The organism is Pseudarthrobacter sp. Pseusp20, from assembly GCF_059492155.1.
In genome coordinates, this window is sequence record NZ_CP168521.1 from 2,577,824 (window position 1) to 2,603,265 (window position 25,442).

The window sequence follows — 25,442 nt, forward strand, 5'->3', positions numbered from 1 at the left end:
TTTTCGGCTGGCCTTATGCCGAGCGGCGCTCTCCGCGGCGCTCCCGCAGGATGGTCAGGCGGTCCTCGAGGATCTGTTCAAGTTCAGGAAGCGAGCGGCGTTCCAGCAGCATGTCCCAGTGCGTGCGGACTGCCTTGTCATTGCTGGTGTCCGGCTTTTCGCCGTCAACCAGGAGCGCTTCCTTGCCGGTCTTGGAGACCCACACCGGAGGAATTTCCGCCTCGGAGGAGAACGTGACGAAAACCTGCTCGCCATCTGCGCAACGGTATTCGACCCGCTGGCGCGGAGCCGGCTCAACTCCGGACTCGGTCTCCATGCTCTGCGCACCAAGGCGCATGCCCCGCAGGCTGCGATCGCTCATGATTTCTCCCTCTGATCGGTTCGCGGATGAAATCTCCGCGTTAGCCGGTGGCGACGTTGCGCCGCCGGACTAGTGTGTGCACTGTGCTGCATCATAAGATTCAACGCATTGCGAAGCTTGGTTGTTCCAGCTGGTCTTCTCCTGCCGGACAAATACCCAATTATACGGGCTTTAACACGTCTGCACCAAAACAGGGAGGGTTCGGCGGCTAGCCACTGAACCCTCCCTGTCTTGGTCAAGAGCCTAGGGCTGCGTGCGCTCGATGGGCGCCTCGTCGAAAAGTCCGCCGGCAGGCTCCGCGCTGGTGCCGCCAAGGGCGTTGCCGATTCCCTTCAGGGCTTCCCCAACTTCACTCGGGATGATCCAGAGCTTGTTGGCCGAGCCCTCAGCCAACTTGGGCAGCGTCTGGAGGTACTGGTAGGCCAGCAGTTTCTGGTCCGGGTTTCCCTTGTGGATGGCGTCGAAGACCTTCTGGATGGCCTGCGCCTCCCCGTCCGCACGGAGGATGGCGGCCTTGGCTTCGCCTTCCGCGGCGAGGATGGACGCCTGCCGCTGGCCCTCCGCGGTGAGGATGGCTGACTGCTTGGTCCCCTCCGCGGTGAGGATGGCAGCGCGCCGGTCGCGTTCGGCCCGCATCTGCTTCTCCATGGAGTCCTGGATGGAGTGGGGCGGATCGATGGCCTTCAGTTCCACCCGCGAGACGCGGATTCCCCAGCGGCCCGTGGCCTCATCGAGGACTCCCCGAAGCTGTCCGTTGATCTGGTCGCGGGAGGTCAGGGCCTCCTCCAGGTTCAGTCCACCCACCACATTGCGGAGGGTGGTGGTGGTGAGCTGCTCCACGGCCTGGATGTAGTTGGCGATTTCATACGTGGCTGCGCGGGGATCGGTGACCTGGAAGTAGACCACCGTATCGATGGAGACCACCAGGTTGTCTTCGGTGATGACCGGCTGCGGCGGAAAGGACACCACCTGTTCCCGCAGGTCCAGCAGCGGCAGCAGCCGGTCCACGAACGGGATGAGGATCGTCAGCCCGGGGTTAAGCGTGCGCTGGTACTTCCCGAGCCGTTCCACGACGCCGGCACGGGCCTGCGGAATAATCCGGACGGACCGGACCAAAACTATGATGACAAAGACGATCAGAACCACCAGCACAATGGCCAGTGCGGTTCCGCCTGCGTTTTCCATACAACTCCTTGTTCCCCAATTGTCAGGCTGTATCCGGACCGGCAGCCGCCGGCGGCGGTGCCGAAACTACTGCTGTGGCGCCGTCGATGGCCGCCACCACCACTTTCTGGCCAGCGGGAAGGATTCCCGCCGCGGAGCGCGCACTCCAAATATCGCCGCCGATTTTCACCAGTCCGCCGTCGGCGGTCACGGCCTCCATCACGACGGCCGGTTCACCGATCAGCCGGTCCACGTTGGTCCGCTGTTCGGCCGGCCCCTTCTTGAGATGCGAAAGGGCTACCGGCCGGACGAAGGCAACCATGAGCAGGGACACCACGCAGAAGACCACCACCTGGAGCCAGGGCTCTGCACCGGCGAAATCGGCAACCAGTGCGGCAAGGGATCCGCCGCCGAGCATGATGAAAAACAGGTCAAGGGTGATCATCTCGATCACCGCAAACGCCAGGAAAGCCGTGAGCCACAATGCCCACCAGTTTTCGCCAAGCCACTCGAACATCCCTGTTTCCCCCTTCGCCACGGGGGAGCCGCACGCGCGGACCCGCCAGTAACTGTCTTTTCATCGTAGTCCGCGGACTTACCGTGTGGGCCGGTTCATACCGGCCGCAGGGGGATAGTGGCCAAGTCGTTACGGGGCGCCGTGGGTCCTGGGCCTGAACACCAGGAGCCTGAACTTTGCGTCGGCTGTCACCGGCTCCGGGGAGTGTTCAAGCCGCACAGCGATCTGCCCCAGGTCCAGGTGGTGGCCGGCCGGGCCCATGAACGCCAGGTCCGCGGCGGCGGCCCGGCCCAGCGCCAGCGGGATGTCGACGTCGACGCTGCTGGCCGGCTCGAAATGCCCCGCCATCGCCCCGGCCAGGCGCTCATCCTTGCCCTCCTCAATGCCAAGCATCCCGGTGAGGGCGGCGATGTCCCCAAGGTGCCCGCTCCGTGGCGTCACCACCACCAGCACGCCGGTGGGTCGAAGGACCCGGGCAAACTCAGCCGGGTTCCGCGGAGCGAAGACCACGGTGACCGCATCCACCGAGTTTGCTGCTACCGGCAGCGGCTGCCAGATGTCCCAGACCAGGTTCACGGCCTCGGGATTGAGCCGGGCAGCGCGGCGAAGGGCAAATTTGGAAATGTCCAGGCCGACGGCGGACGCGTGCCGCCCGCCGGCCGCCGCCGTGTCGAGGATCTCCCGCAGATAGTGCCCGGTCCCTGTCCCCGAGTCCAGAACCACGGCACCTTCCTGCGGCAGGTTGGGCACGACGGCGGAGGCCACCGCCCGAGCCAGCGGCAGGTAGTGGCCGTTCCCCAGGAAGTTGAAGCGCGACGCCACCATGGCGGCACTGTCCGGTTCGAAGGGCGTGCCCTTGCCCACCAGGAGGTTGAAGTAGCCCTGCCGGGCGGCGTCGAAGCTGTGGCCGTTCGGGCACACCAGGCGGGGCTGGCGCGCGGCCGTTGCCTCCAGGTGTTCCAGCGGATGTGAGCAGACGGGGCACAGGAGGTGGAGATCCGCGGCAGGCATGGGAACCATCTTAGGACGGGCCGCCCTGCGCCCCTGCCGTTCGTCACTGCCCCGGGTGACGGCGAAGGTCAGCCGAGCGATATGCCTGCCGGCCCGTCGTCGAAACCCAGCCCTTCCCGCGCTTTGCTGATGCCGGGTTCAGCCCAGTGCGCCGCATACTCGGCGTTGCTGCTCAGGGACCGGAGTTGGGCACGGTCTATGTACAGGATGCCGTTGAGGTGGTCCGTCTCATGCTGGACGATGCGCGCCTGCCACCCGGAAAATGTCCGCCGCTCCGCCGCGCCGTCGGGCGTCTGGTACTCCAGGACCACGGTGTCGGGCCGCGCCACCACCGCCTGGAGCCCGTTGAGGGAAAGGCACCCCTCATAGAACGACGCCAGTCCCGTCCCCGCCGCCGTGTACCGGGGGTTGAGGATGGCCAGGAACTCCAGCGGGCTCCGGTTCCGCAGTGCCGCGGCGTCGGGATCGACGTCGAACTGGTCCTCCAGGACGGCGAGCTGCAGGGGGATGCCCAGCTGAGGGGCAGCGAGGCCCACCCCCGGGGCCTCGTGCATGACCTCGCGCATGACCCCGATAAGGCGGGCCAACTGGCCGGCGGACAGCTGACCGTCGAAGGCGGCGGCACGCTGGCGCAGGGCGGGGTGGCCGGCCTGGACGATGGGCGGGAGGGACCCGGCGGACAGGATCCGCTCAACAATCTCACGGATGTCGTCGGCGCCGGCGGTTGTTGGGGGAACAGTCTGGGTCATGGGGACAGCCTACTGGCGGAGCGTCGCAGGACCCTTGGACTAGGGTCTACTGCATGGCTGATGATTCTTTCCCGCAGGCATCCCCGCTGGAGCACGTCCTGGAATTCATCCGGGTCCTTGAAGCCGGCGGCGGTGCGGCGGACATCCGGCCGTTCCTGTCGGAATCATTCCTGTTGACGGAGGCTCCGCACCTTTTGGCCCCGGAAGGGTCCACCCGCCCGCTGGCGGGAGTGCTTGCCGGTGCGGACCAAAGCCGCGATGTGGTGAAGGACCAGCAGTTCACGGTCCGGCGGACCACCTGTGAGGGAAGCCGGGTGGTGGTGGAAGCCGACTGGTCGGCCACCGTGCTGATGGATCTGCCCTACTGGGACCGTGGCGAGACGATCCGGGCCAGGACATCGTCGGTGTTTGAGGTGCGCAACGGCGTCATCGTCAGCCAGGACAGTTACGACTGCTATTTCCGGTAGCCCTGCAGCCGCTGGTTCCTGCCGGTTCACCTGGTTACTGCATGGTGAAGCGCCGGGCGGCCCACTGGTTCACGGCAGGCACGGCGGCGGCCGCGCCAATGGCGGCAGTGCGGACACGAAGGAGCGGCCCGGGCAGCGGCCTTCCAAGCATCATGTTGATTTCGGCTTGCCGCCGGGCCACGGCCGCAGCCCGGCGCCGGCTTGCCTCAAATTCGCGAAGCCGCCTTCCCGTTGGTTCGCCACCCAGTGCGGCGCAGATCACGGGCACCAGCGCCCTGGCATCCAGCCAGCCCAGGTTCATGCCCTGCCCGCCGATGGGGCTGATCTGGTGGGCGGCATCCCCCACCAGGACGGAGCGGCCGGCCACCATGCGCCGGGCAATCGTGGATTGGACGCTGAACGCGCTCAGCATGGAGTTGGTGTCCGGCTCAGGACGGAACCCGGTCCGGCGTTGCACAAGTTCCGCCAGCTCATCCGGTCCCGTGCCCGGTTCGGCGGGTCGTCCAAGCCGCACCACCCAGCGGCGCACCCGGCCGGGCAGCGGAAAGGACTCGACGATTCCTTCCGGCTCGAGGAACAGGACGGCTTTCTCCCCGTACCTGCTGCCGTCGTCGAAATCCCCCATGAGGTAGTGGTCGGGATAGGACTTCCGGTCCACAGGGACGCCCAGCGCGCCCCTGATCCGGGACCGGGCCCCGTCTGCCGCGACCAGCAAGGCGGCGGTGGCGCTGCCGTTGTGGTTGCCGCGCCGGTTCGCGGCATCCGGGCTGGACTGGACCGCGATGGTGACCTTGCCGCCGTCGTTCCTGGCTTCGGTGACGTTGGCACCCCGGACCAGCGCCGCGGGGTCCAGGGTGCGTACGCGGTCCTCCAGGAGTTCCTCTGTCCTGAACTGTGGCAGTGCCAGGACGAAGGGGTAGTTTTCCGAGACGGCGCCGAACGCCATGGTTCCCACTGTCTTCCCGCCGCTGACCGCCATGCCGGCCCTGATCCGGATGCCGTCCTGGACCATGCTGGACGCAACGTGGATTCCGGCGAGTGCCTCCAGGGCCGGAGGGTGGATGCCGATGGCGCGGGTATGCCGGTTGCGTGACTGCCGCTGCTCAAAAACCCTTACCGATACGCCTTCCTGCAGCAACGCGGCAGCCAGGTACAGGCCAACAGGACCGCCGCCGGCGATCAGGACATCGGCGTCCAATTGTCAGCCCCGCCGGTAGGCGAGGAGCTGGTGGAAGGCTGATGAGCGCTCCACGGACCAGCCCGGGGGAGCGGAGGCCGCCAACTCGACCGGCCTATAGCTCCGGCGGATGGAGGTGAGGCCGTCTTCCCGGATGAAGGACTGCCGGAACGGCAGGGCGGCCACACTGAAAAGGGCAAAGGCGGCAGGACTGCGGATCAGGTCGTTGTGCAACGCCTTTCCCGCGGTCAGGATCTCCGAATCCGCCAGCAGTTGCCGGAGTTCCTCCGGGCCAAGATGGTGCAGGACGTGGTTGGAGATGACGACGTCGAACCGGGCACCCTCGCGGACCAGCTCGCCGCTGTGCGCCTTGCGGAATTCCACGCCGGCCATGGACGGGCGTTGCTGGGCGAACCGGGCCGCACGGGGATCAGGATCGATGCCCGTGATATGCACCGCTTTGCCGTCTTTGGCCGCCCAGCGGGCCAGCATCACGGCCAGGTCGCCGCCGCCGGAGCCGATGTCCAGCACCGTCAGCGGGCGCTGGTCGGGAGGGGCCATGGTCCTGAGTTCCCTGGCATACAGTTTCCGCCAGCCGGACAGCACCCGGTTGATGACGGCGAACTGCCGGTACGTGTTGTCCAGGAGACGGGCATCGCAGTCCGGCCTGTCCATCTGCTCCACGTCCGTGGTGGCTCGTCGGCGCAGGAGGATCCCCATTCCGCGGACCGCTCTCAGGCCACGGGCGCTTCGGCCGGCGTCCGGCTTTGGAGCTGGCCCAGGGCATCCTCTGCCGCGCTGCCCTCCCACCCCGGAGCGCCGCCTGTTGCCTGCCGAATCTTGGTGAACAGGCCGGTTTCCACGGTCAGACCCGGGCCAAACGCCATGGAACAGATCCGCTCTTCGGCGGCGGGCCCTTCCCGGAGTGGTTGTTCAAGGATGTGCTTGAGGACGAAGAGCACCGTGGCGCTGCTCATGTTGCCGTAGTTGCGCAAGGTTTCCCGTGCGGGGATCAGCTGGGTGTCGCTGAGGCCGAGCCTGGACTGCACCTTGTCCAGGATGCTCCGGCCGCCGGGGTGGATGGCCCAGTGGGGGATTGCCGTGTAGGGGAGTGGCACCAGTTCCGGCTCCCTGGCCAGAAGGGGCTGCAGCGCGCCGACTATGTGGTCATCGATGATGTGGGGCACGTAGTTGCCCAGGACCATTTCAAAGCCGTTGTCACCGATGTTCCAGGCCATGGAATCCTCACCCACCGGTGTCAGGACCGTCTCGAAGTGGTCCAGCTTCATCAGTGCGGTGTCCGCCACGCCTGGGCGCGCGGTTACGACGGCGGCGGCGGCACCATCGGCGAACAGGGCCGAGCCCATGATGGTGTCCGGGTCGTTGGAGGTGCGTACGTGGAGCGAGCACAGTTCAGCGCAGACAACCAGGACCACCGCATTCGGGTCCGCCTCGCAAAACAGTTTCGCGGCACGCAGGGCAGGAAAGGCGGCGTAGCAGCCCATGAAGCCGAGGTGGTAACGCTGGACTGCGGGATTAAGGCCGAGTTCACGGACCACCTTGTAGTCCGGGCCCGGATTGAAGAAGCCGGTGCAGGAGACCGTCACGAGATGAGTTATGTCAAGTAAATCGACTTCCGGGGCGGCCCGCAGGGCAGCACGCGAGGCCGCCACAAACAGTTTGGTGGCCTCGCGGGCGAAGATATCGTTGCGGACTTTGGTGCTGGGGTTCAGCAGGAGCCCGGTTTCCTGGTCGTAGAACTGCGGTTCTTCGGCGCGGGACGTGTTGGTGAGTTCCTGGACGGCGGTAAACCTCGTCTCGATGGCAGCACCGTCAAAACAGGTGTTCACCAGTCGCGAGCCTAAGCGCGACAGGCCAGGCTGCGCGGCAAATACGTCACGGGCCTCGGACTGGATGAGCTTTGTCTCCGGAACTGCAGTTTCAAGTGAACGTACGTAGACCGTCATTGGTTCATTCTTGACGGGCGCCGGAATAAAGACAATGGGACCGCCGGTTTGACCAGCGCTTTCACGCAGGTGTTCGTGCTGGCTGGTTGGCTTGGTGCGCCCCGCTCCGGAGCAGTCCCAAAGCGCCGATAATCTACATTATGTCAACTAGAATCGTGATTATTGCATCTGATGCACGATCACCCCTCCTCCGCCCGTTCCCACCCGGTATCCTGTCGCTTGAAGCAGGAAAGCACCCGTGACCTGCGGAAACGCTGTGCGGATGGTCGGCAGGGCTACTCATAAGTCCATCGCGCAGGCCCTCAAAAGCCGGAGTGCATCAGGCTGGAATGACCCTCGGATCCGCGGATTTGCGCGCGTCCTGCATTAATTGCATGATTCTTGCATCCAATGCAATGTATTAGGAGGGTTCGTGGCGGTCGATTCAGCGGGACGGGTGCTGGACTTCGGCGCTGTGCGTTTCCTGCACCCGGAGGACCACGTGTTCACCCAGATGCTCACGGGATGGCGCAACCAGCAGTTGAGCAGGAACCTGTCGTTTGGCACCATCGAGGGCCGGGAACGGCTGGTGACACGGTTCCAGGAGTCCGCGAACGAGTATCCGTGGCAGTGGACGCCGGCCCACGTGGACGAGTTCTTCGGGGATCTGCGCAGCGTGAAGCACGCCGCCCAGTCCACCATCCGGAGCTACCAGGCAGCTCTGAGGGCGTTCTGCGCCTATGCGGCCTCGCCTGAGTATGGCTGGGACCGGGTCTGCGAACGGTACTTCGGAACGCACCCTTCGCAGGTCTGCTTTGACTGGAACACCGCCGTCCATGCACAGGCGACAGAGTCAACTCCTGTCCGGCGCCCGTTCACCAGGCAGGAGTTGCAGGCCTTCTTTGACCGCGCCGATGACGAGGTGGACCGGATCGCGACCCTGGGACGCAAGGGCTGGCTGCCGGCCTACCGCGATGCTGTCCTGTTCAAAGTGGCCTACTGCTGGGGCCTGCGTCGTAACGAGGTCCGGCACGTGCAGACAGTGGATTTCTCCAGAAACCCGCACGCCCGGGAGTTCGGCAAATACGGAGTACTTCAGGTCCGCTACGGAAAAGCCATGAAGGGATCACCACCCAAACGCCGCAGCGTCCTGACGGTGTTTGACTGGTCGGCGGAGATCATCGCCGACTGGCTGGAACGCGGCCACCCGCACATGACCGACGGGCTGGACCTGTTCCCGTCCGAACGCGGCACCCTCGTTTCCGAGACGGCACTGAACCGCAGGTTCAACCGCTACTGCGAAGACTTGGGCCTCTCCCCCGGCCTGGACATCCACTCGCTGCGCCGCTCCTACGTCACCCACCTGATCGAAGCCGGCATGGACCCCCTGTTCGTCCAGCACCAGGCTGGGCACGAGCACGCCTCGACCACTGCCCTCTATACCTCCGTATCCAGCGACTACCGGGTCAAAACGCTGCGCCGTGCCCTGGACTCCACCGTCCGGGACGCCCTTGCCGGAATGGAAGGCTGAACCCCATGAAACGACAGATCGACTACCGGTGGCGGCTCGCCGAACTTATGGCAGCCCGCGGAATGCACAACAGCACCGACCTTGGCCCACTGCTAAAAGAACGCGGCATCGAACTCTCGGCCTCCCAGGTATACCGGCTGGTCACCCAACGACCAGAACGCGTGTCCCTGATGATGGTCGCCGCCCTCTGCGACATCTTCTCCTGCGGACCCGAGGACCTGGTCACCGTCACGGCAACAGACGCCAAAGTCCGCAAGGTCGCCTCCGACGCCAACGTCGTGGACCTGAACAAGACCATCCGCCCCAAACGCGCCCGCGTGATCCGCGATGACGGCTGAGATCACACCGCGGCTTGCCGTCCGCGGCCGACCCCGCACCACAGGAGACTTCACCTGCGACAGATGCTCACGGGCAGCCGGCAGACACCGCGCCAGCTGGCCCGAAGGCAGGATCTGCGGGACCTGCTTCACCGTCGCCATGCGTACGCACGGGACCTGCCCAGGCTGCCGAACACAGCGCATGCTTCCCGGGAGGTCTCCTTCCCACGGCGACCAACCAGTCTGTGTCGACTGTGCAGGCATCACCCAGGACTACCACTGCTCACGCTGCGGCACGGAAACCGAGCACTACCGCCAGAATATTTGCGCCCGCTGCTCGCTGCGGGACGACCTCATCGTCCTGCTGCACGTCAACGAGGCATCACAGGGGTCGGAAACGACGGCGATGAAACTGCTCGCGGCACTCTGCGGAGCCCAGCGCCCCGAAAGCATCCACACCTGGCTCCGCAAACCCGGTGTCCGCGACCTGCTCCAACGACTTGCCACCGGCGAGATCCCGCTCAGCCACGAAGCGCTCGATATGGAGCCGAACAGCCTGCGCGTCGAACATATGCGCAGCCTGCTAACCCACCACAAGCTACTCCCGAACAGAGACCACTACCTCGCACTCTTTCAACGCTGGCTCACCAGTAAGCTCGACGACGTCGACGACCCCGACATTAGGCGGCCCGTTGAATCCTTCGGCCGCTGGCATCACCTGCGACGCATCAGGAGCCTGTCCACAGACGGGAAACCCACCCGCGGCCCCGTGCACAGCGCGAAGCAGGAAATCACCGAAACCATCAAGTTCCTCACCTGGCTCAAAACCACCCACGGACGGACCGTTGCCTCCTGCGTCCAGGCCGACGTCGACGCCTGGCTGGCCGACGGCCCCACCACCAGGCACGCCATCAGAACCTTCTTCGTCTGGGCGGTTAAGAACCGGACCTGCACCAACATCGCCATCGGATTCCGGCAGGCCAAGACCGTGCCAGTTCTCACCCAGGGTCAGCGGCTCGCCATGCTCAAAGCCTGCCTCACCGAGGACGTCGACACCCTGCCCTACCGGGTCGCCGCCACTCTCCTGCTGCTCTACGCCCAGCCAGTCGTGAAGATCGCCGCGATGAAAAGCACCGACGTGATCCTCACGCCAGATGGTCTGCGTCTGTCACTCGGCGACGGAGATCCAGCGCCAGTGCCGGAACCTTTCGCCTCACTGCTCATAGAACACGTGGCCTCACGCCCCAACATGCGCACCGGCAGCGGTTCCGGCAGCCAGTGGCTCTTCCCCGGCTACCGGCCCGGGCAGCACATCCACCCCAACACTCTCATGATTCGTCTGAGAGAAGTCGGCATCGATCTCCTGGGCGCACGCAACGCATCCCTCCGCGCGCTCGTGAAGGAGGTGCCCGCCCCGCTCGTTGCCGAAATGCTCGGCTACAGCTATCAAGTGACCCAGAAGCACGCAACCGCGGCCGCCGAGCCGTGGTCCCGCTATCCAAGAATCGAGGCGACGCGGATAATGGCTGACACCATCGGTATGGATCGATAGCCGCTCCCTAGAGACCTTCGATCTGGAACGGGGCGGGCCTCTCCGAAGGCAGCGCGACTAATGGAGGCAAAGGTGGCAACAAAGGAAGAACTGCAGCGGAGGCTTCAACGCATCTTCCGTTGGTTCCTTCCAGTAATGATCATCATGCTGCTCTCCACCGTCCTAAGCCTGGTTGGTGTCGACTCAGAGCCATGGTTCTGGACTCGGTCCATTCTCTTCGGCATTGCCGTCGTCGTGTTCTGCGTCCAAGTCACCAGATTCTCCCTATGGCAGCGGGACGAGTACTGGCGGGAAAAAGGACGGGATCCTAAGCACCCGGACCGTTTCCCGTCGAGTGGCACTCCGGAATAGTTGCAAACCGAATAATCATCGTTGCCAGTAGCTCTTTGGGAGCGCTGCCCTGCTCGCCGATGCCTTCGCAACGGACAAAGGCCGCCTTCGCCGGGAAAGTACAGCATGCGGCCGGCTGGGTCAGGAGATGTAGGAACCGCCTGGGCTCCAATGGATGACGCCGCCCTGGTAGTTTTGCGCGACGCCACCGTCGTTGCCCGTGGAGTACTCGTCACTTGTCGGGTAGCCGAGGCGCCCTGATTCGTACCCTGTTGAGGCCCAGATGGAGCGAATGCCGCCTACGGACATATGCGCTCCGGTGGCTGGGGACCAGACGATGGCACCGCCCTGGTAGTTCTGGTAGACACCCCCGTCGCGCAGCCCGCCCACTTCGTTTGATACCGGGTAGCCGAGCTTGCCGCCCTCAAATCCCGACACCGCCCATTCGCCACGGATGGCGCCAACAGAGATATGCGCTCCGGTGGCTGGGGACCAGACGATGGCACCGCCCTGGTAGTTCTGGTAGGCACCCCCGTCGCGCAGCCCGCCAACTTCATCGGTCACCGGGTAGCCGAGGCCACCATTCTCAAATCCTGTCTCCGCCCACAGGCCGCGGATCGCCCCCACGGAAATGTGGGCCCCCGTCGCCGGTGACCAGACGATGGCGCCGCCCTGGTAGTTCTGATAGGCACCTCCATCCCGGAGCCCGCCAACTTCATCGGTCACCGGGTAGCCGAGGCCACCAGCCTCAAATCCTGTCTCCGCCCACAGGCCTCGAATCGCGCCGGTGGAGACGTGAGCCCCGGACGCCGGCGAATAAAGGATGCAACCGTGCTGGAAACACTGGTACCCGCCGTTATCCCTGAGCCCATAGATCTCTCCCGTAGTGGCAGCTCCGAAGGCCCCGTTCAGGGACGCTGCCTTTACGGCAATCGGAGTCTGCGGGGCCGGAAACGCGACGGCGGCCAAGGCATCGATCAAGCCGGCGCCGCAGCCTCCTGGGCAGGTTCCCGGAAGGGGCCTGGCCGTTGCCTTCAGCTTCGCCTCGATCCGGGCTGGCGTCAGGGAGGGATCAGCGGCTTTCATCAGTGCGCCGACGGAGGCCGCCATCGGCGTCGCCATCGACGTTCCCATCAGGTAGCCGTACGCTTCTGCGCCTGGAGTGGTTGATCCGGCGTTGAAGGTGGACAGGATGCCGGCACCTGTGTCGCCTCCCGGGGCCATGACGTCGACGGCGGCACCGAAGTTCGAGTACGAGGCTTTGGATCCGGACTGGTTGGTGGCACCGACCGTAATGACGTTGTTGCAGTTTGCCGGCGCATTGTTTTCGGCGAGCTGGCTTTCGTTGCCGGCAGCCACGAATACGGATGAGCCGCGGCTGACCGCCCCGTCAATGGCGGCCTGCAGGGTGGGAGGGCAGGCAGCCGCTCCCCCGACGCTCAGATTGATGGTTTTCGCCGGGTTAGCATTGGCGGGCACGCCGGAGACTGCTCCTCCGGAAGCCCACGTAATGCTGTCCGACACGTCCGAGAGGTAGCCGCTGCCGCAGTCACCAAGCGCGCGGACCGGCTCGATCTTCACGCCCGGAGCGGCGCCGCTGACTCCTTCACTGTTATTGGCGACAGCGGCGATAATCCCGGCGACATGGGTTCCGTGCCAGGAAGAATGGGCGGATGAGGTGGAACCGCAAGTTCCGGAGGTCCGGTAGTCCCCCGGGTCGGAGGCGTCCGGATCCCTGCCGTCGCCGTCACTTGAAACGGTTGGGTCGGCGATCATGTCGTAGCCTGCCATGACGTTCGCGTTGAGATCGCTGTGGGCGGTTATGCCGGTGTCGATCACCGCGACGATCTGGCCCGTGCCCGTGGTTTTGTCCCAGACAGACGGAACCCTGATGCCGACGCCAGGGTCAGACAGAGCCCACTGCAAGGAGTAGTAGGTGTCGTTCGGGGTGTACGACGGATGCATGAGAATGTCAGGCTCCACGGATTCGACTTTGTCGTCCGCAGCGATGCTCTCCAGCACGCGCCTGGACTCCCCGGCATTGAGCCTGTGGCTTGTCTTGACCACCTTGGCGTCGCTGGCCGTGGTCTTGATCTCCCGCACGCCGATGGAGGCATGCCCGGCAGCCCTGGAATAGGTCTCGTCCCGCTCCGCGGCGCTGCCGGCCGCTGAGGGTTTGAACTTTACGATGAACTGGTCGGTGGGAGCTGGGGCATCGGGCAATTTCTCTGCGGCTGAAGGCCCGGGCAAGACGGGTTTGTCTGCGGCGTTTGCGGCTGGTGCGGTGGCTACGCCGGCGATCGTGGCTACCAACACCACCCCCATAGTCCGTAAGTACGTGTATCCCTTCGTCACACCAGTCTTCATGCTCAGATTCACTCCCCTTGGCCTACGGTTCCACGGTGAGCTTACTAAGGCTTGGTGAACTCAGGGACCCCACCATCATCCAGCCCCAGGGGAGGCTGACCGGTGGGCTGCTGACGCCGGGACAGCTGCCGGTGATCCGGACGGGGTCAAGGCAACCGCAAGGTCCTGCCTTGCCGGCATGCTAACGGCGGCGCTGCATTGAGGCCCCAACGACCGCGCCGATTCCCAACCCAAGCGCACAGCCCCAAAAAGGAGTATGGAACACCGCCAAACCCACACTGATCCCGACGGCGGCACCAACCAGGCTGCAAATCCACAAAGCTTTATTCACACATGTCTCCAGTACAGCGGGACTGACCTCTGCTCCTGCTGAGACCATACTGCATGCCGATTCCGCCTCCGCTCCCCCGCTTCATGTGAGGTCCTGGGTCAAGCTCGAGGAGGCGTGACGGCTAAGCTCGAAACCATGAGTTCCTTGAAAACGAAGGCGGCAGCTACAACGTCCGGAAAAACGGTGCTGGCAGCGGCGGCTGCCGATGTCGTGCTGATCCTTGCGTTCGCCGCCATCGGCCGCGACGCGCACCACCGCGAGGAGCCCATCCTGGGTGTGCTGCTGACTGCATGGCCCTTCCTTGCCGGCGCGGCAGCGGGATGGGTCGTTTCCCGCGCCTGGCGCAGCCCTTTGTCTGCCCTCCGGGCGGGTGTTCCGGTCTGGCTCGGCAGCCTCATCGGCGGCATGCTTTTGCGCGCGCTGACCGCACAGACGGTTGTCCTCCCCTTCGTCATCGTTGCCACGCTGGCCCTCGCAACGTTCCTCGTGGGCTACCGGCTCCTGGCTGCCGGTGCCGCGCGTCTCCGCCGCCGATAGGGGCTCTCCGCCCGAAGGGCGGGCTGCCGGGAAAAGGACGCCCGTGTAATAGGCTGGCAGTAGAGAGAAACCTGCCGTGACTTGCTGCGGCGGAACTGATCGAAGGGGTACAAACGTGGTCACCGCATTTGTTCTGATCAAGACTGACGCCGCCCGCATTCCCGAGACTGCGGAGGAAATCTCAGCCATCGAAGGCATCAGTGAGGTGTACTCCGTCACTGGAGAATGGGATCTGATTGCGGTGGCGCGCGTCCACCGGCACGAGGACCTGGCTGATGTTATCGCCGACCGGCTCTCCAAGGTTCCTGCAGTGGTCCACACCACCACGCACATCGCATTCCGGGCGTACTCACAGCACGATCTCGACGCTGCCTTTTCCCTGGGCTTCGAGCAGTAACCCGCCAAGCCGTCCTCAGGCGCGGGACAGGGACACCCAACGGTCCAGGACGGCTGCAGCGGCGCCGGAATCTATCGATTGCGCAGCCCGCGCGTAGGCCTTCTGCATCCTCGCCAGGAACGGGCCTTCCGCTTCACGGTCGAAGGCAACCAGGCCTGCCGCCGCATTCACCAGGACCGCGTCCCGGGCAGGACCCTCCTTGCCGGCAAGCACGTCACGGACAACTCCTGCGTTTGCCACTGCATCACCGCCGCGAAGCTGCTCAACGGTGGCCAGGCTGATGCCAAGGTCCTCCGGGGAGAAGAACAGTTCAGTGACGCCCCCGCCGCGGATCTCCCACACGGTGGACGGGCCGGTGGTGGTGAGTTCGTCCAGGCCGTCGTTGCCCCGGAACACCAGCCCCCTGCTCCCCCGCCGGGCCAGGACGCCTGCAACGAGCGGCGCCATCCGCGCATTGGCCACGCCGACGGCCGACGCCTGCACCTTGGCAGGGTTGGTCAGCGGTCCCAGGAAGTTGAATGCGGTAGGTATTGCCAATTCGCGCCGGGGTACCGCGGTATGGCGGAATGACGGGTGGAACACCTGCGCGAAACAGAATGTGATACCCGCCTCTTCGGCGTTCCGGGCCACCTGCGCAATGGACAGGTCGAGCCGGACGCCGAGCGCTTCGAGCACGTCAGCGGATCCCGACGACGACGACGCGGCCCGGTTGCCGTGCTTCACCACCTTTGCGCCGGCCCCGGCGGCCACAAGCGCGGCCATGGTGGAGATGTTGACGGTGTTAAGTTGGTCACCACCGGTGCCGACGATATCCAGCTTCTCGCCGGAAATTTCCACCGGGTTGGCATGCGCCAGCATCGCCTCAACCAGGCCGGAAAGCTCATCCACGGTTTCGCCCTTGGCGCTGAGGGCCACCAGGAATCCGGCGATCTGGGCCGGCGTGGCTTCGCCGGACATGATGGTGTCCATGGCCCAGGACGTGTTCTCCGCCGTAAGGTCATTGCCCTTGATCAGTGCCGAGATCAGCCGGGGCCAGGTGTTGCCGGACGCTGCAGATGCCTGTGAAGTCACCTGCTGATGCTATCGAGCGATGGCAGGCACTGACCAATGTGAACGGTGCCGGGAACTTTTCCGGGCAATTTCGCGTCTTTGTAGAAAAAGTCCTCCCAAAAGGCGGTTTGCGTTGGGCAGCACGGACTTTTACAGACATAATGTCTATGTGACATCTGCGACCCATGCCCCCAGTACCCCGGCGCACCCAACGCTGAACCGCCCCAACATGGTTTCTGTCGGAACCGTTGTGTGGCTGTCCAGCGAGTTGATGTTCTTCGCCGGTCTTTTCGCCATGTACTTCACGCTCCGCTCCACGAGCGGTGAAATGTGGGCTGAAGAGACAGCCAAGCTCAACTTCCCCTTTGCGCTCGTCAACACGATTGTCCTTGTGGCCAGTTCCTTTACTTGCCAGATGGGCGTCTTCGCCGCAGAGCGGCTGCAGCCCCGGCGTACCGGAGGTGCCCTTCAGTTCGCCCGTTGGGGAATGAACGAATGGTTCACCCTGACGTTCCTCATGGGTGCGTTCTTCGTTGCCGGCCAGACCACCGAATACGCGATGCTGGTTTCCGAGCACGTCTCGCTTTCCTCCAACGCCTACGGCTCTGCCTTCTACATGACCACCGGCTTCCACGGCCTGCACGTCATCGGCGGGCTTATCGCCTTCCTGCTCATCATGGGCCGGTCCTTTGCCGCGAAGAAGTTCGGACACTTTGAAGCTACGTCCGCGATCGTCACCTCGTACTACTGGCACTTCGTTGACGTCGTGTGGATCGGCCTCTTCCTGGTCATCTACGTACTCAAGTAGCCAGCTTTGATTCTTTTTCTACAAGAGGCAGAATTTCAGGTAGCGGCTCCCGGAGCCGGCGCAGGATCGAATAAAGGAACCACCACGTGAAGGCACTCTCACAAAAGCGGCGTCACCCACTGGCAGCAATAGCGCTGCTTCTGATGGGGCTCCTCATCACGGGTGGGCTGTACGCCGTGGCAACCTCCATGAATGAGGCCAAGGCGAGCACCACCACCGCAAGCGCAAGCGACGTCGAAGAGGGCGGCAAGCTGTTTGCCGCCAACTGCGCCACCTGCCACGGCATGGGCGCCAGTGGTTCCAAGGATGGCCCCTCCCTGGTTGGCGTCGGCGCTGCCGCTGTTGACTTCCAGGTGGGCACCGGGCGCATGCCGATGCAGATGAACGGTCCCCAGGCAATGAAAAAGCCGGTCCAGTTCAACGAACAGCAGACCTCACAGCTTGCAGCGTACGTCGCTTCGCTGGGAGCCGGCCCGGCAATTCCTGCAGAAGACCTGACAAACGGCGGCGGCGACGCCGCAGCCGGCGGGGAGCTCTTCCGCACCAACTGCGCCATGTGCCACAACGCCGCCGCAGCCGGCGGCGCGCTGACCCAGGGCAAGTTCGCGCCCGCCCTGGCCGACGTCAGCGGCAAGCACATCTACGAGGCCATGGCCACGGGCCCGCAGAACATGCCCGTCTTCAACGATGCCAACATCACCCCCGAAGGCAAGAAGGACATCATCACCTTCCTGAAGCAGATCGAGACCACCGGTTCGCCGGGCGGTGCCGACCTGGGTTCGCTTGGCCCCGTCGCTGAAGGCCTGTTCGTATGGGTTGCCGGCTTGGGCGTCATTATCGCCTTCACCATCTGGCTGACTTCCAGGACGTCCTGACTTTCCGCGGGAAGCACACAACTTCTGCTGCCCAGTCAGCAGCTTGAAATTAGAAACTAACCCGGCACAACCGCCGGGACGAGAGAAGGATGAGGCGAATTATGGGCAACCATAGTGACGGCAGTCCGAACCACTCGGGCACCGTAGCTACGGCTGGTCAGAATGAGGTGGAGAAGTTCCAGGATCCTGGAATTCCCCCGCATCGTTTGCGCCTGGCTGACACGGACCCGAAGGCCGCAAAGCGGGCAGAACGGCAGGTCGCCTTACTATTTGGCATCTCTGTTGTTGGAACCCTGATCTTCCTGGTGGCGTACTTCGCCATTGATTTGGGTGATGACTCCAGCATCGCCACCATCCGGCTCCAGAACGCCCTGCTCGGTGTAGGTACTGCCTTCGCCATGCTGGGTATCGGTACCGGCATCGTGCACTGGGCCAAGGCCCTGATGCCCGACCACGAAGTCTCCGAAGAACGCCACGCCATCCGCTACGAGGAGGACCGCCAGGCGGCTGTCCGCATCGTCGACGACATCGTGGAAGAGACCGGCATCAAGCGCCGTCCGCTGATCCGCAACACCCTGCTCGGTGCTGTGGCGCTCGCCCCGCTTCCCGCCGTCGCCATCTTCGGTGACCTCGGACCCCGTCCGGACGACAAGCTCGCACACACCATGTGGGCCCCCCAGGACGGAAAGCGCAAGCGCCTGACCCGTGACCCTGACGGAACTCCCATCAAGGCTTCGGATGTCACCATCGGCTCGGCCTTCCACGTCATCCCGGAAGGCCTGAACGAACTCGAGGAAGGCAAGCTCAACGAGAAGGCAAAGTCCGTTGTGCTGCTCATGCGCCTTGATCCCGCATCGCTCAACCCGTCCAAGGGCCGCGAAGAGTGGGGCTACAACGGCATCGTTGCCTACTCGAAGATCTGCACCCACGTTGGCTGCCCCGTTGCTCTGTACGAGCAGCAGACGCACCACCTGCTGTGCCCGTGCCACCAGTCCACCTTTGACCTCACGCAGGAGTGCAAGGTGATCTTCGGCCCCGCCAGCCGTCCTCTCCCCCAGCTGCCCATCGCAGTTGATGACGAGGGCTACCTGGTCGCTACCAGCGACTTCCATGAACCCGTAGGACCAAGTTACTGGGAGCGTGATTCGCATGAGCGCAGCATCAACAGCTGAGCCGGCTTTCGTCGCCAAAACCAAGACAGGTCGGATCACCGACTTCGTCGACTCACGAGTCGGCGGTTCGGGGATCCTCCGCGAGTTCGGCCGCAAAGTCTTCCCGGACCACTGGTCGTTCATGTTTGGTGAAGTGGCGCTGTACTCATTCGTCATCCTGCTGCTGTCGGGTACCTTCCTGACGTTCTTCTTCGACCCGTCAATGGCGGAGACGCACTACGACGGCGGCTACGTTCCGCTGAAGGGCGTGGAGATGTCGGTGGCATACAGCTCATCGCTGAACATCTCCTTCGATGTCCGTGGCGGCCTGTTCATGCGCCAGGTGCACCACTGGGCAGCACTGCTGTTCGTTGCGTCGGTGGCAGTACACATGCTGAGGGTCTTCTTCACCGGTGCGTTCCGCCGGCCGCGTGAAATGAACTGGGTTGTGGGCTGTGTCCTGCTCATCCTGGCGATGGCTGCAGGCTTTACCGGCTACTCGCTCCCCGATGACCTGCTGTCCGGCAACGGCCTGCGCATCATCGACGGTGTCATCAAGTCCATTCCGGTCATCGGAACGTACATCTCGTTCTTCCTGTTTGGCGGGGAATTCCCGGGAACGGCCATCATCAGCCGCCTGTACATGCTGCACATCCTGCTGGTACCGGCCTTGATCCTGCTGATGATCGTGGCCCACCTGTTCATGGTGGTGGTGCACAAGCACACGCAGTACCCGGGTCCGGGACGCAACGACAACAACGTCGTCGGCTACCCCCTCGGTCCGGTGTACGCAGCGAAGGCCGGTGGATTCTTCTTCATCGTCTTCGGCGTCATTGCCCTGATGGCCGCGTTCTTCACCATCAACCCGATCTGGAACTACGGCCCGTACGACCCCTCCCCTGTGTCGGCCGGTACGCAGCCTGACTGGTACATCGGTTTCGTCGACGGCGCACTCCGGTTGATGCCGGGCACCTTCGGCAACTGGCACGTGGAGCAAATCTTCTTCGGACACGTCTTCACATTCAACGTCCTGCTGCCGGCCCTCGTGCCGGCCGGCATCCTGTTCACCGTGATGTTCACGTACCCGTGGATCGAGCGCTGGGTGACCAAGGACGACCGTGAACACCACGTCCTGGACCGCCCCAGGAACGCGCCCACCCGTACCGCCATCGGCATGGCAGGTTTCGTCTGGTACTGCGTCATGTGGGCCGCTGCTGGTTCGGACCTCATCGCCACGCACTTCCACGTTTCCCTGAACGACGTCACGTACTGGCTGCGGGCCCTGTTCTTCATCGGTCCGGTGATCGCATTCGTGGTTACCAAGCGCGTTGCCCTGGCGCTTCAGCGCAAGGACCGGGAGATCGCCCTCCACGGCCGTGAAACCGGACGCATCGTCCGTCTTCCCCACGGTGAGTTCATCGAGGTGCACGCGCCCCTGGATGAGTACAAGCGGTACAAGCTGGTGGGCTTTGAGTCACCTCAGGTCCTTCCTGCGGTCCCCAACGAGCACGGCGTGGTCACCCGCAAGGAAAAGCGCCGCGCATTCCTCTCCCGCTGGTTCTTCGAGGACCGCGTAGCCCCGGCCACGCCCGCTGAGCTGGAGGCCGCACACGGCCACGGACACGAGGCTGTTGAGGCGGCAGAAGGAAGCAAGAGCCTGACCCACTAGGCTTCTGTTCCAACAGGAAAGGCCCGATCCATCCGGATCGGGCCTTTCCTGTTTTCCTGGGGTGTGCTGCCCACGCCCCCCCGCAGGGGAACGGATGGTTGGGGCGGCTAGTGGTTGCGGGCCCTCCTGGCTCCGGGCCGCTGCAGGGGCACCCACAGCTTGTACCGGTCCGCACGGTAGTAGGAGACCGAGTAGTCAACCATTGCCCGGGCCACAAAGGCATGCCGCTGGATCTTCAGCAATGGTGCCCCCACCTCGACGTTGAGGAGGCGCGCCGTGGACGGAGACGCCGCCGTCGCCTCGATCATGTCCTCCCCCCATTCCATAACAAGCCCGTACTGCTCGCTGAGGACGTTGTAGAGCGACGTGGGCGGCTCGCCGTCCAGCAGTCCCGGGACCCGATGAGCCGGTATGAAGTTTTCGTCCACGCTCATGGGCTCCCCATCCGCAAGAAGCAGCCGGCGGAAGCGGACCAGCGGGGTGCCCTCGTCCAGCTGCAATTCACGGGCCAGGAACGCACTGGCACCGATCTGTTCGAAGCTGAGCACTTTGGCGGCAGGCACCATGCCGCGCCGCTGCATTTCTTCGCTGTAGGACGTGAGCTTCACCTGCAGGTCGACTTTCGGCCGCCGGACGAAGGTTCCCAGGCCCACCACCCGCTCGATGACCTCCTCCCCCACCAGTGCATCGATGGCCTGCCGCACCGTCATCCTTGCAAGCCCAAACCGTTCGGCGAGGTCCCGTTCCGAGGGCAGGGCTGAACCCGGCGGGCATGACTCCGCGATGTACGCGCGAAGGATTTCCCGGAGTTGGACGTAGATGGCCGTTCCGCTGCTGCGGTCTATTTCCCCCGTGATTGCGGCGGCGCCAGCTGCCATGATCGTTCTCCTGCCGTTGGGTGTCCCCTCAATTTTAGAACGGTCTAGACCAGCCACGGACCGCGGCAATCTTTCGCGCCGCATCCGTGCAGGCAGCTATATTTGGTCTGGAAATTTTGCCACGAGACGGAGGGGGCCGTCTTTCACAGAAGGAGTCCCTTTGCCAACAGAAAAGGCCGTGGTGGCAGCGCCCGCGGGCCTGCATGCACGTTCCGCCGCGGTGTTTGTCCGAGCCGTCACCGACACGGGCCTGCCGGTGACCATCAGCAAGGCAGGCGCAGACAAGGCCGATGCCCGTTCCCTGCTTCAGGTGATGACGGCTGACTTCCCACAAGGCTGTGAGGTGGAGCTGTCCATTAGCGACAGTGCGCTGGAAGGCGGCCTGGGGCGCGAGCAGGCCGAGAACGCGCTGCGGGAGCTTCGAGGACTTTTAGAGTCGCAGGGAGCCATCTAGGGGCTTCCAAAAGCGCAATAACGACGTCGGGCCCCACCGGAAGGTGGGGCCCGACGTCGTTATTCGTTTGCTTGCTTAGTGCGCGTGGTCACCGCGGCTGTACTCGTACACCCAGCCCACGAGGGCCACGATGGCGAGGCCACCTGCGATGAAGATGACCCAGGCGCCTACGGCCAGGCCCAGGAAGCCGGTGGCGCAGGCGATGCCCAGGACCAGAGGCCACCAGCTCCAGGGGCTGAAGTGCCCCTGCTCGCCGGCGCCTTCGTGGATTTCAGCGTCGCTGCGGTCCTCGGGACGAAGACCGACGCGCCTTCCGGTGAAGCCGAGGTAGGCCCCGATCATGCCGGCGAGGCCACCCACAAGCAGGATGCCCAGGATGCCGACCCACTCACCCCAGTTGGTCAGGAATCCGTAGACCAGAGCGACGGGAACGAAGAAGAAGACTCCAGAACCAAAGATCCAGGATTCGATTTTCACTGTGCGGTGTCCTTCTGGTCGGCGTTGCCGAGGACCGCTGCTGCGGGTGCCGGCGACTCAACGGTGTGGACCTGACGAAGTTCCGGGTGGTGCAGGTCCAGGGCGGGACGCTCCGAACGGATCCGGGGCAGGGACGTGAAGTTGTGGCGCGGCGGCGGGCAGGACGTGGCCCACTCCAGCGAAGCACCGAAGCCCCACGGATCATCAACCTGGACCTTTTCGGCGCTGCGCCAGGTGATGTAGACGTTCCAGAAGAACGGGATCAGTGACGCACCCAGCACGAACGATGCCACGGTGGAGAACTGGTTCATCCAGGTGAAGTTGTCCTCCACGAGGTAGTCGGCGTAGCGGCGGGGCATGCCCTCGACGCCGAGCCAGTGCTGGATCAGGAAGGTGCCGTGGAAGCCCAGGAACAGCAGCCAGAAGTGGATCTTGCCCAGGCGCTCGTTGAGCATCTTGCCGGTCCACTTGGGCCACCAGAAATAGAACCCGGCGAACATGGCGAACACCACGGTGCCGAACACCACGTAGTGGAAGTGCGCCACCACGAAGTAGGAGTCCGAAACGTGGAAGTCCAGCGGCGGGGAGGCCAGGATGATGCCGGTGAGGCCGCCGAAGAGGAAGGTGATCATGAAGCCGATGCTCCAGAGCATCGGCGTTTCGAAGGTCAACGAGCCGCGCCACATGGTGCCGATCCAGTTGAAGAACTTTACGCCGGTGGGCACCGCGATGAGCATGGTCATGAAGGAGAAGAACGGCAGCAGGACGGCGCCGGTGACGTACATGTGGTGGGCCCACACCGTGACGGACAGGGCTGCAATGGCGATAGTGGCGTAGACCAGGCCCTTGTAGCCAAAGATCGGCTTGCGGCTGAAGACCGGGAAGATCTCCGACACGATGCCGAAGAACGGCAGCGCAATGATGTACACCTCCGGGTGGCCGAAGAACCAGAACAGGTGCTGCCAAAGAACAGCGCCGCCGTTCTCGGGATCGAAGATGTGGGCGCCGAACTTGCGGTCCGCGCCGAGCGCGAACAGGGCGGCGGCCAGCGGCGGGAATGCCATGAGCACCAGGATGGCGGTGATCAGGGTGTTCCAGGTGAAGATGGGCATCCGCCACATGGTCATGCCCGGGGCGCGCATGCAGATGATGGTGGTGATGAAGTTGACCGCACCAAGGATGGTGCCGAAGCCGGACAGCGCCAGGCCGAAGACCCACAGGTCACCGCCGATGCCCGGGGTGAACGTCGTGTTCGACAGCGGCGCATAGGCGAACCAGCCAAAGGACGCTGCGCCCTGCGGGGTGATGAAGCCGGACACCGCGATGGTGGAACCGAACAGGAAGAACCAGAAGGCCAACGCGTTCAGGCGCGGGAACGCCACGTCAGGAGCGCCGATCTGCAGCGGCATGATCACGTTGGCGAACCCGGCAAACAGCGGGGTGGCGAACATCAGCAGCATCACCGTGCCGTGCATGGTGAACAGCTGGTTGTACTGTTCCTTGGTCTGCAGGATCTGCATGCCGGGCTCGAACAGCTCGGCGCGGATGAGCAGCGCCATGACACCGCCCAGGCAGAAGAACACGAAGGACGCAATCAGGTACATGTACCCGATGGTCTTGTGGTCGGTGGAGGTGATCCAGTTGACGACGATGCGCCCCTTGGATTTAGGTACCACGGGAGCCGACAGGACTCCCGCAGGTGCGGATTGGGTGTACGTAGCCACGTCGCTCCCCTTACTTGGTTTCGTTCAGGTTCGGGTTGCGGTCGTACTCGGCACCGAGCAGGCCGGTGTTGCCTTCGGCCTTGAGCTGGTCCATGTGGGCCTGGAATTCGGATTCCGACACCACCTTGACGCGGAACAGCATTTCGGAGTGGTACTCGCCGCAGAGTTCGGCACATTTGCCGTCGTAAGTGCCCTCTTTAGTGGGGGTGAACCGGATGTAGTTGGTCTTGCCGGGGATCATGTCGCGCTTCTGCAGGAAGGCGGGAACCCAGAAGGAGTGGATGACATCGCGGGCGTTGAGTTCGAGGTCAACAGACTTGTTCACCGGCAGGTACAGGGTGGGGAGCTGTTCCTTGTCGATGGTGTTGCCGGTGAGGTGGGCCTGGACACCGGCTTCGTGCAGGTCTTCCTGGATGACGTCGCCGGACTTGTAGTTGAAGTCCCAGGCCCACTGCTTGCCGCGGACGTCCACTACGACGTCGGCCGGCTGTGAACGGTCATCGATCGCCTGCTGGTCGCGGTCCGTGAAGTAGAAGAACACCAGGACCATGAAGATGGGGATGGTCAGGTAGAAAACTTCCAGCGGAAGGTTGAAGCTGGTCTGCCGCGGGAAGCCCACGGTTCCCTTGCGGCGCCGGTAAGCGACCAGGCACCAGATGATCAGGCCCCACGTAATGGTGCCCACCACGAGCGCAGCAATCCATGAGTTGACCCAGAGGTCCATGATGCGGTCGGTGTTGCTGGTGGTGCCACGTTCAGTGGGCATCCACCCTTTCTCTACCTCTGGCGAACATCCGGTCAAAACCAACGCGCCGGCAATTGCCAAGCTTGAGATCGTGGTGATCGTTTTGCGTCGGCTGCCGGTTCGGTTCTGCGAACTCACAGACGGCCCTTCCTACTTGTTGCTGTTGTCCGGGCAGCCATCGGCGCTCCGGGCACAAAAAAGTTTTACTACTCGGTGTAGAGCTTACCGCTCCGCCGGGCGTTTCGCCCACATGTCGGCGCCGAGCCCCCATGCCGTTTTGGACGGCAGGAAACCCGGCGCGGACATCAGGCGAAATAACCGGCTTAGTGGAATGAATCGCCGCAGGCGCAGGAGCCGCCGGCGTTCGGATTGTCGATGGTGAAGCCCTGCTTGGAGATGGTGTCTTCGAAGTCGATGCTGGCGCCGCTCAGGTACGGCACGCTCATCTTGTCCACGACGACTTCGACGCCGTCGAAGTCGCGCACGGCATCACCATCAAGGAGCCGTTCGTCGAAGTAGAGCTGGTAGATCAGCCCCGAGCATCCGCCAGGCTGCACGGCCACGCGCAGGCGCAGGTCGGTGCGGCCTTCCTGTTCCAGGAGGCTGCGGACCTTGCCTGCAGCGACATCGGTCAGGTTGACCTCGTGAACGGGCAGTTCGTCGCTGGCCACGCTTGTGGCGGCGGTGCTGTTTTCGTTGGTTGCGGTGCTCATTGGCCTACCTTCTTAGGACGGTCTGGCGGCGTCGCCGTAACGGCGCCTGCCCCTACAAATACGGTATGGGCTATAGCTACATGCTACGCGCGGCAGTCCTGTAGCTCTAACTCCTGGCGTAACCGTCAAAGCACGCCGGTTGTT

At 64.0% G+C, this 25,442-nt stretch carries 26 protein-coding genes; 11 read left to right on the forward strand and 15 right to left on the reverse strand.

The features are described 5' to 3' along the window. Window positions 1–13: 13 nt before the first annotated feature. The 5 genes from ACEN9K_RS11870 to ACEN9K_RS11890 form a co-directional block, all read right to left on the reverse strand. Window positions 14–361: an RNA polymerase-binding protein RbpA gene (locus ACEN9K_RS11870; RefSeq protein ID WP_026266052.1), complete on the reverse strand. Its 348-nt coding sequence runs from the start codon at window positions 359–361 to the stop codon at window positions 14–16. A 243-nt stretch (window positions 362–604) separates the two neighbouring features. Further along, the gene (locus ACEN9K_RS11875; protein ID WP_018771106.1) at window positions 605–1,546 is read right to left on the reverse strand and encodes an SPFH domain-containing protein; all 942 of its coding nucleotides are present in this window, start codon (window positions 1,544–1,546) and stop codon (window positions 605–607) included. A gap of 22 nt (window positions 1,547–1,568) precedes the next feature. Continuing rightward, a complete protein-coding gene (locus tag ACEN9K_RS11880) occupies window positions 1,569–2,042 on the reverse strand; it encodes an NfeD family protein (protein WP_018771105.1) in 474 nt (157 codons plus the stop codon). Between the two features lie 129 nt (window positions 2,043–2,171). After that, on the reverse strand, window positions 2,172–3,053 hold the full coding sequence (locus ACEN9K_RS11885) for a putative RNA methyltransferase (protein WP_018771104.1): 882 nt from the start codon (window positions 3,051–3,053) through the stop codon (window positions 2,172–2,174). A gap of 68 nt (window positions 3,054–3,121) precedes the next feature. Then, window positions 3,122–3,802: a peptide deformylase gene (locus ACEN9K_RS11890; protein WP_142072879.1), complete on the reverse strand. Its 681-nt coding sequence runs from the start codon at window positions 3,800–3,802 to the stop codon at window positions 3,122–3,124. Window positions 3,803–3,855: 53 nt separating this feature from the next. Here ACEN9K_RS11890 and ACEN9K_RS11895 point away from each other — a divergent pair, with 53 nt between their 5' ends. Then, window positions 3,856–4,269, forward strand: a complete 414-nt coding sequence (locus tag ACEN9K_RS11895; RefSeq protein ID WP_495634454.1) for a nuclear transport factor 2 family protein — start codon at window positions 3,856–3,858, stop codon at window positions 4,267–4,269. Between the two features lie 34 nt (window positions 4,270–4,303). Here ACEN9K_RS11895 and ACEN9K_RS11900 read toward each other — a convergent pair whose 3' ends face one another. The 3 genes from ACEN9K_RS11900 to ACEN9K_RS11910 are packed head-to-tail and all read right to left on the reverse strand — an operon-like array spanning window position 4,304 to window position 7,413. Next, window positions 4,304–5,467 carry an FAD-dependent oxidoreductase gene (locus ACEN9K_RS11900; RefSeq protein ID WP_056390373.1) on the reverse strand — a complete coding sequence of 388 codons (1,164 nt, stop codon included), beginning with the start codon at window positions 5,465–5,467 and terminating at the stop codon, window positions 4,304–4,306. Window positions 5,468–5,470: 3 nt separating this feature from the next. After that, entirely contained in the window at window positions 5,471–6,166 is a 696-nt protein-coding gene (locus tag ACEN9K_RS11905) for a class I SAM-dependent methyltransferase (protein WP_144599744.1), read from the reverse strand. Between the two features lie 14 nt (window positions 6,167–6,180). Then, the gene (locus ACEN9K_RS11910) at window positions 6,181–7,413 is read right to left on the reverse strand and encodes a type III polyketide synthase (RefSeq protein ID WP_495634455.1); all 1,233 of its coding nucleotides are present in this window, start codon (window positions 7,411–7,413) and stop codon (window positions 6,181–6,183) included. A gap of 412 nt (window positions 7,414–7,825) precedes the next feature. Between ACEN9K_RS11910 and ACEN9K_RS11915 the strand changes: the two genes are divergently transcribed. The 3 genes from ACEN9K_RS11915 to ACEN9K_RS11925 all read left to right on the forward strand — a co-directional run bounded on the left by ACEN9K_RS11915 (window position 7,826) and on the right by ACEN9K_RS11925 (window position 10,792). Continuing rightward, window positions 7,826–8,923: a tyrosine-type recombinase/integrase gene (locus ACEN9K_RS11915; protein ID WP_495634456.1), complete on the forward strand. Its 1,098-nt coding sequence runs from the start codon at window positions 7,826–7,828 to the stop codon at window positions 8,921–8,923. Between the two features lie 5 nt (window positions 8,924–8,928). Then, window positions 8,929–9,261, forward strand: a complete 333-nt coding sequence (locus ACEN9K_RS11920) for a helix-turn-helix domain-containing protein (RefSeq protein WP_495634457.1) — start codon at window positions 8,929–8,931, stop codon at window positions 9,259–9,261. A gap of 181 nt (window positions 9,262–9,442) precedes the next feature. After that, entirely contained in the window at window positions 9,443–10,792 is a 1,350-nt protein-coding gene (locus ACEN9K_RS11925) for a site-specific integrase (RefSeq protein ID WP_495634458.1), read from the forward strand. Between the two features lie 471 nt (window positions 10,793–11,263). On the opposite strand, the gene ACEN9K_RS11930 is transcribed toward ACEN9K_RS11925, so the two are convergent. After that, window positions 11,264–13,438 carry a S8 family serine peptidase gene (locus tag ACEN9K_RS11930; protein WP_495634459.1) on the reverse strand — a complete coding sequence of 725 codons (2,175 nt, stop codon included), beginning with the start codon at window positions 13,436–13,438 and terminating at the stop codon, window positions 11,264–11,266. A gap of 517 nt (window positions 13,439–13,955) precedes the next feature. On the opposite strand from ACEN9K_RS11930, the gene ACEN9K_RS11935 reads away from it, so the two are divergent. Together ACEN9K_RS11935 and ACEN9K_RS11940 are read left to right on the forward strand one after the other, a co-directional pair. Beyond that, window positions 13,956–14,357 (forward strand): DUF3054 domain-containing protein, encoded by a 402-nt coding sequence (locus ACEN9K_RS11935; protein ID WP_043425344.1) that lies wholly within the window; start codon window positions 13,956–13,958, stop codon window positions 14,355–14,357. A gap of 115 nt (window positions 14,358–14,472) precedes the next feature. Next, on the forward strand, window positions 14,473–14,754 hold the full coding sequence (locus ACEN9K_RS11940) for an Lrp/AsnC family transcriptional regulator (protein WP_043456257.1): 282 nt from the start codon (window positions 14,473–14,475) through the stop codon (window positions 14,752–14,754). A 15-nt stretch (window positions 14,755–14,769) separates the two neighbouring features. On the opposite strand, the gene trpD is transcribed toward ACEN9K_RS11940, so the two are convergent. Next, window positions 14,770–15,825 (reverse strand): anthranilate phosphoribosyltransferase, encoded by a 1,056-nt coding sequence (trpD, locus tag ACEN9K_RS11945; RefSeq protein ID WP_018771095.1) that lies wholly within the window; start codon window positions 15,823–15,825, stop codon window positions 14,770–14,772. 148 nt (window positions 15,826–15,973) lie between these two features. Between trpD and ctaE the strand changes: the two genes are divergently transcribed. The 4 genes from ctaE to qcrB all read left to right on the forward strand — a co-directional run bounded on the left by ctaE (window position 15,974) and on the right by qcrB (window position 20,307). Next, entirely contained in the window at window positions 15,974–16,612 is a 639-nt protein-coding gene (ctaE, locus tag ACEN9K_RS11950) for an aa3-type cytochrome oxidase subunit III (protein ID WP_186447714.1), read from the forward strand. An 86-nt stretch (window positions 16,613–16,698) separates the two neighbouring features. Next, window positions 16,699–17,487, forward strand: a complete 789-nt coding sequence (gene qcrC, locus ACEN9K_RS11955; protein ID WP_056390383.1) for a cytochrome bc1 complex diheme cytochrome c subunit — start codon at window positions 16,699–16,701, stop codon at window positions 17,485–17,487. Between the two features lie 101 nt (window positions 17,488–17,588). Next, window positions 17,589–18,659, forward strand: coding sequence for a cytochrome bc1 complex Rieske iron-sulfur subunit (gene qcrA, locus ACEN9K_RS11960; RefSeq protein ID WP_026266047.1), 1,071 nt, complete (start codon window positions 17,589–17,591; stop codon window positions 18,657–18,659). Next, window positions 18,637–20,307, forward strand: coding sequence for a cytochrome bc1 complex cytochrome b subunit (gene qcrB / locus ACEN9K_RS11965; RefSeq protein ID WP_018771091.1), 1,671 nt, complete (start codon window positions 18,637–18,639; stop codon window positions 20,305–20,307). The genes qcrA and qcrB overlap by 23 nt, the downstream gene beginning before the upstream one ends. A 107-nt stretch (window positions 20,308–20,414) precedes the next feature. On the opposite strand, the gene ACEN9K_RS11970 is transcribed toward qcrB, so the two are convergent. After that, window positions 20,415–21,185, reverse strand: coding sequence for a GntR family transcriptional regulator (locus ACEN9K_RS11970; protein ID WP_018771087.1), 771 nt, complete (start codon window positions 21,183–21,185; stop codon window positions 20,415–20,417). Window positions 21,186–21,345: 160 nt separating this feature from the next. Here ACEN9K_RS11970 and ACEN9K_RS11975 point away from each other — a divergent pair, with 160 nt between their 5' ends. Further along, window positions 21,346–21,639, forward strand: a complete 294-nt coding sequence (locus ACEN9K_RS11975; RefSeq protein ID WP_082581715.1) for an HPr family phosphocarrier protein — start codon at window positions 21,346–21,348, stop codon at window positions 21,637–21,639. 75 nt (window positions 21,640–21,714) lie between these two features. Here ACEN9K_RS11975 and ACEN9K_RS11980 read toward each other — a convergent pair whose 3' ends face one another. The 4 genes from ACEN9K_RS11980 to ACEN9K_RS11995 form a co-directional block, all read right to left on the reverse strand. Further along, complete coding sequence (locus ACEN9K_RS11980) at window positions 21,715–22,116, reverse strand: cytochrome c oxidase subunit 4 (protein WP_018771085.1); 402 nt, start codon at window positions 22,114–22,116, stop codon at window positions 21,715–21,717. Next, window positions 22,113–23,840: an aa3-type cytochrome oxidase subunit I gene (gene ctaD / locus ACEN9K_RS11985; protein ID WP_018771084.1), complete on the reverse strand. Its 1,728-nt coding sequence runs from the start codon at window positions 23,838–23,840 to the stop codon at window positions 22,113–22,115. The genes ACEN9K_RS11980 and ctaD overlap by 4 nt, the downstream gene beginning before the upstream one ends. Window positions 23,841–23,850: 10 nt before the next feature. Then, a complete protein-coding gene (gene ctaC, locus ACEN9K_RS11990; RefSeq protein WP_026266044.1) occupies window positions 23,851–24,723 on the reverse strand; it encodes an aa3-type cytochrome oxidase subunit II in 873 nt (290 codons plus the stop codon). A 185-nt stretch (window positions 24,724–24,908) separates the two neighbouring features. Further along, on the reverse strand, window positions 24,909–25,298 hold the full coding sequence (locus ACEN9K_RS11995) for a HesB/IscA family protein (RefSeq protein WP_018771082.1): 390 nt from the start codon (window positions 25,296–25,298) through the stop codon (window positions 24,909–24,911). Window positions 25,299–25,442: the final 144 nt, after the last annotated feature.

Bases quoted from the DNA above. Each gene is read 5' to 3' on its own strand.
- qcrA (WP_026266047.1), top strand. From the start codon at position 17,589: ATGGGCAACCATAGTGACGGCAGTCCGAACCACTCGGGCACCGTAGCT.
- ACEN9K_RS11910 (WP_495634455.1), bottom strand. From the start codon at position 7,413: ATGACGGTCTACGTACGTTCACTTGAAACTGCAGTTCCGGAGACAAAG.
- ACEN9K_RS11870 (WP_026266052.1), bottom strand. From the start codon at position 361: ATGAGCGATCGCAGCCTGCGGGGCATGCGCCTTGGTGCGCAGAGCATG.
- ACEN9K_RS11935 (WP_043425344.1), top strand. From the start codon at position 13,956: ATGAGTTCCTTGAAAACGAAGGCGGCAGCTACAACGTCCGGAAAAACG.
- ACEN9K_RS11895 (WP_495634454.1), top strand. From the start codon at position 3,856: ATGGCTGATGATTCTTTCCCGCAGGCATCCCCGCTGGAGCACGTCCTG.
- ACEN9K_RS11875 (WP_018771106.1), bottom strand. From the start codon at position 1,546: ATGGAAAACGCAGGCGGAACCGCACTGGCCATTGTGCTGGTGGTTCTG.
- ACEN9K_RS11970 (WP_018771087.1), bottom strand. From the start codon at position 21,185: ATGGCAGCTGGCGCCGCCGCAATCACGGGGGAAATAGACCGCAGCAGC.
- ACEN9K_RS11885 (WP_018771104.1), bottom strand. From the start codon at position 3,053: ATGCCTGCCGCGGATCTCCACCTCCTGTGCCCCGTCTGCTCACATCCG.
- ACEN9K_RS11920 (WP_495634457.1), top strand. From the start codon at position 8,929: ATGAAACGACAGATCGACTACCGGTGGCGGCTCGCCGAACTTATGGCA.
- ACEN9K_RS11905 (WP_144599744.1), bottom strand. From the start codon at position 6,166: ATGGGGATCCTCCTGCGCCGACGAGCCACCACGGACGTGGAGCAGATG.
- qcrB (WP_018771091.1), top strand. From the start codon at position 18,637: ATGAGCGCAGCATCAACAGCTGAGCCGGCTTTCGTCGCCAAAACCAAG.
- ACEN9K_RS11890 (WP_142072879.1), bottom strand. From the start codon at position 3,802: ATGACCCAGACTGTTCCCCCAACAACCGCCGGCGCCGACGACATCCGT.
- ACEN9K_RS11925 (WP_495634458.1), top strand. From the start codon at position 9,443: ATGCTTCCCGGGAGGTCTCCTTCCCACGGCGACCAACCAGTCTGTGTC.
- ACEN9K_RS11995 (WP_018771082.1), bottom strand. From the start codon at position 25,298: ATGAGCACCGCAACCAACGAAAACAGCACCGCCGCCACAAGCGTGGCC.
- ACEN9K_RS11880 (WP_018771105.1), bottom strand. From the start codon at position 2,042: ATGTTCGAGTGGCTTGGCGAAAACTGGTGGGCATTGTGGCTCACGGCT.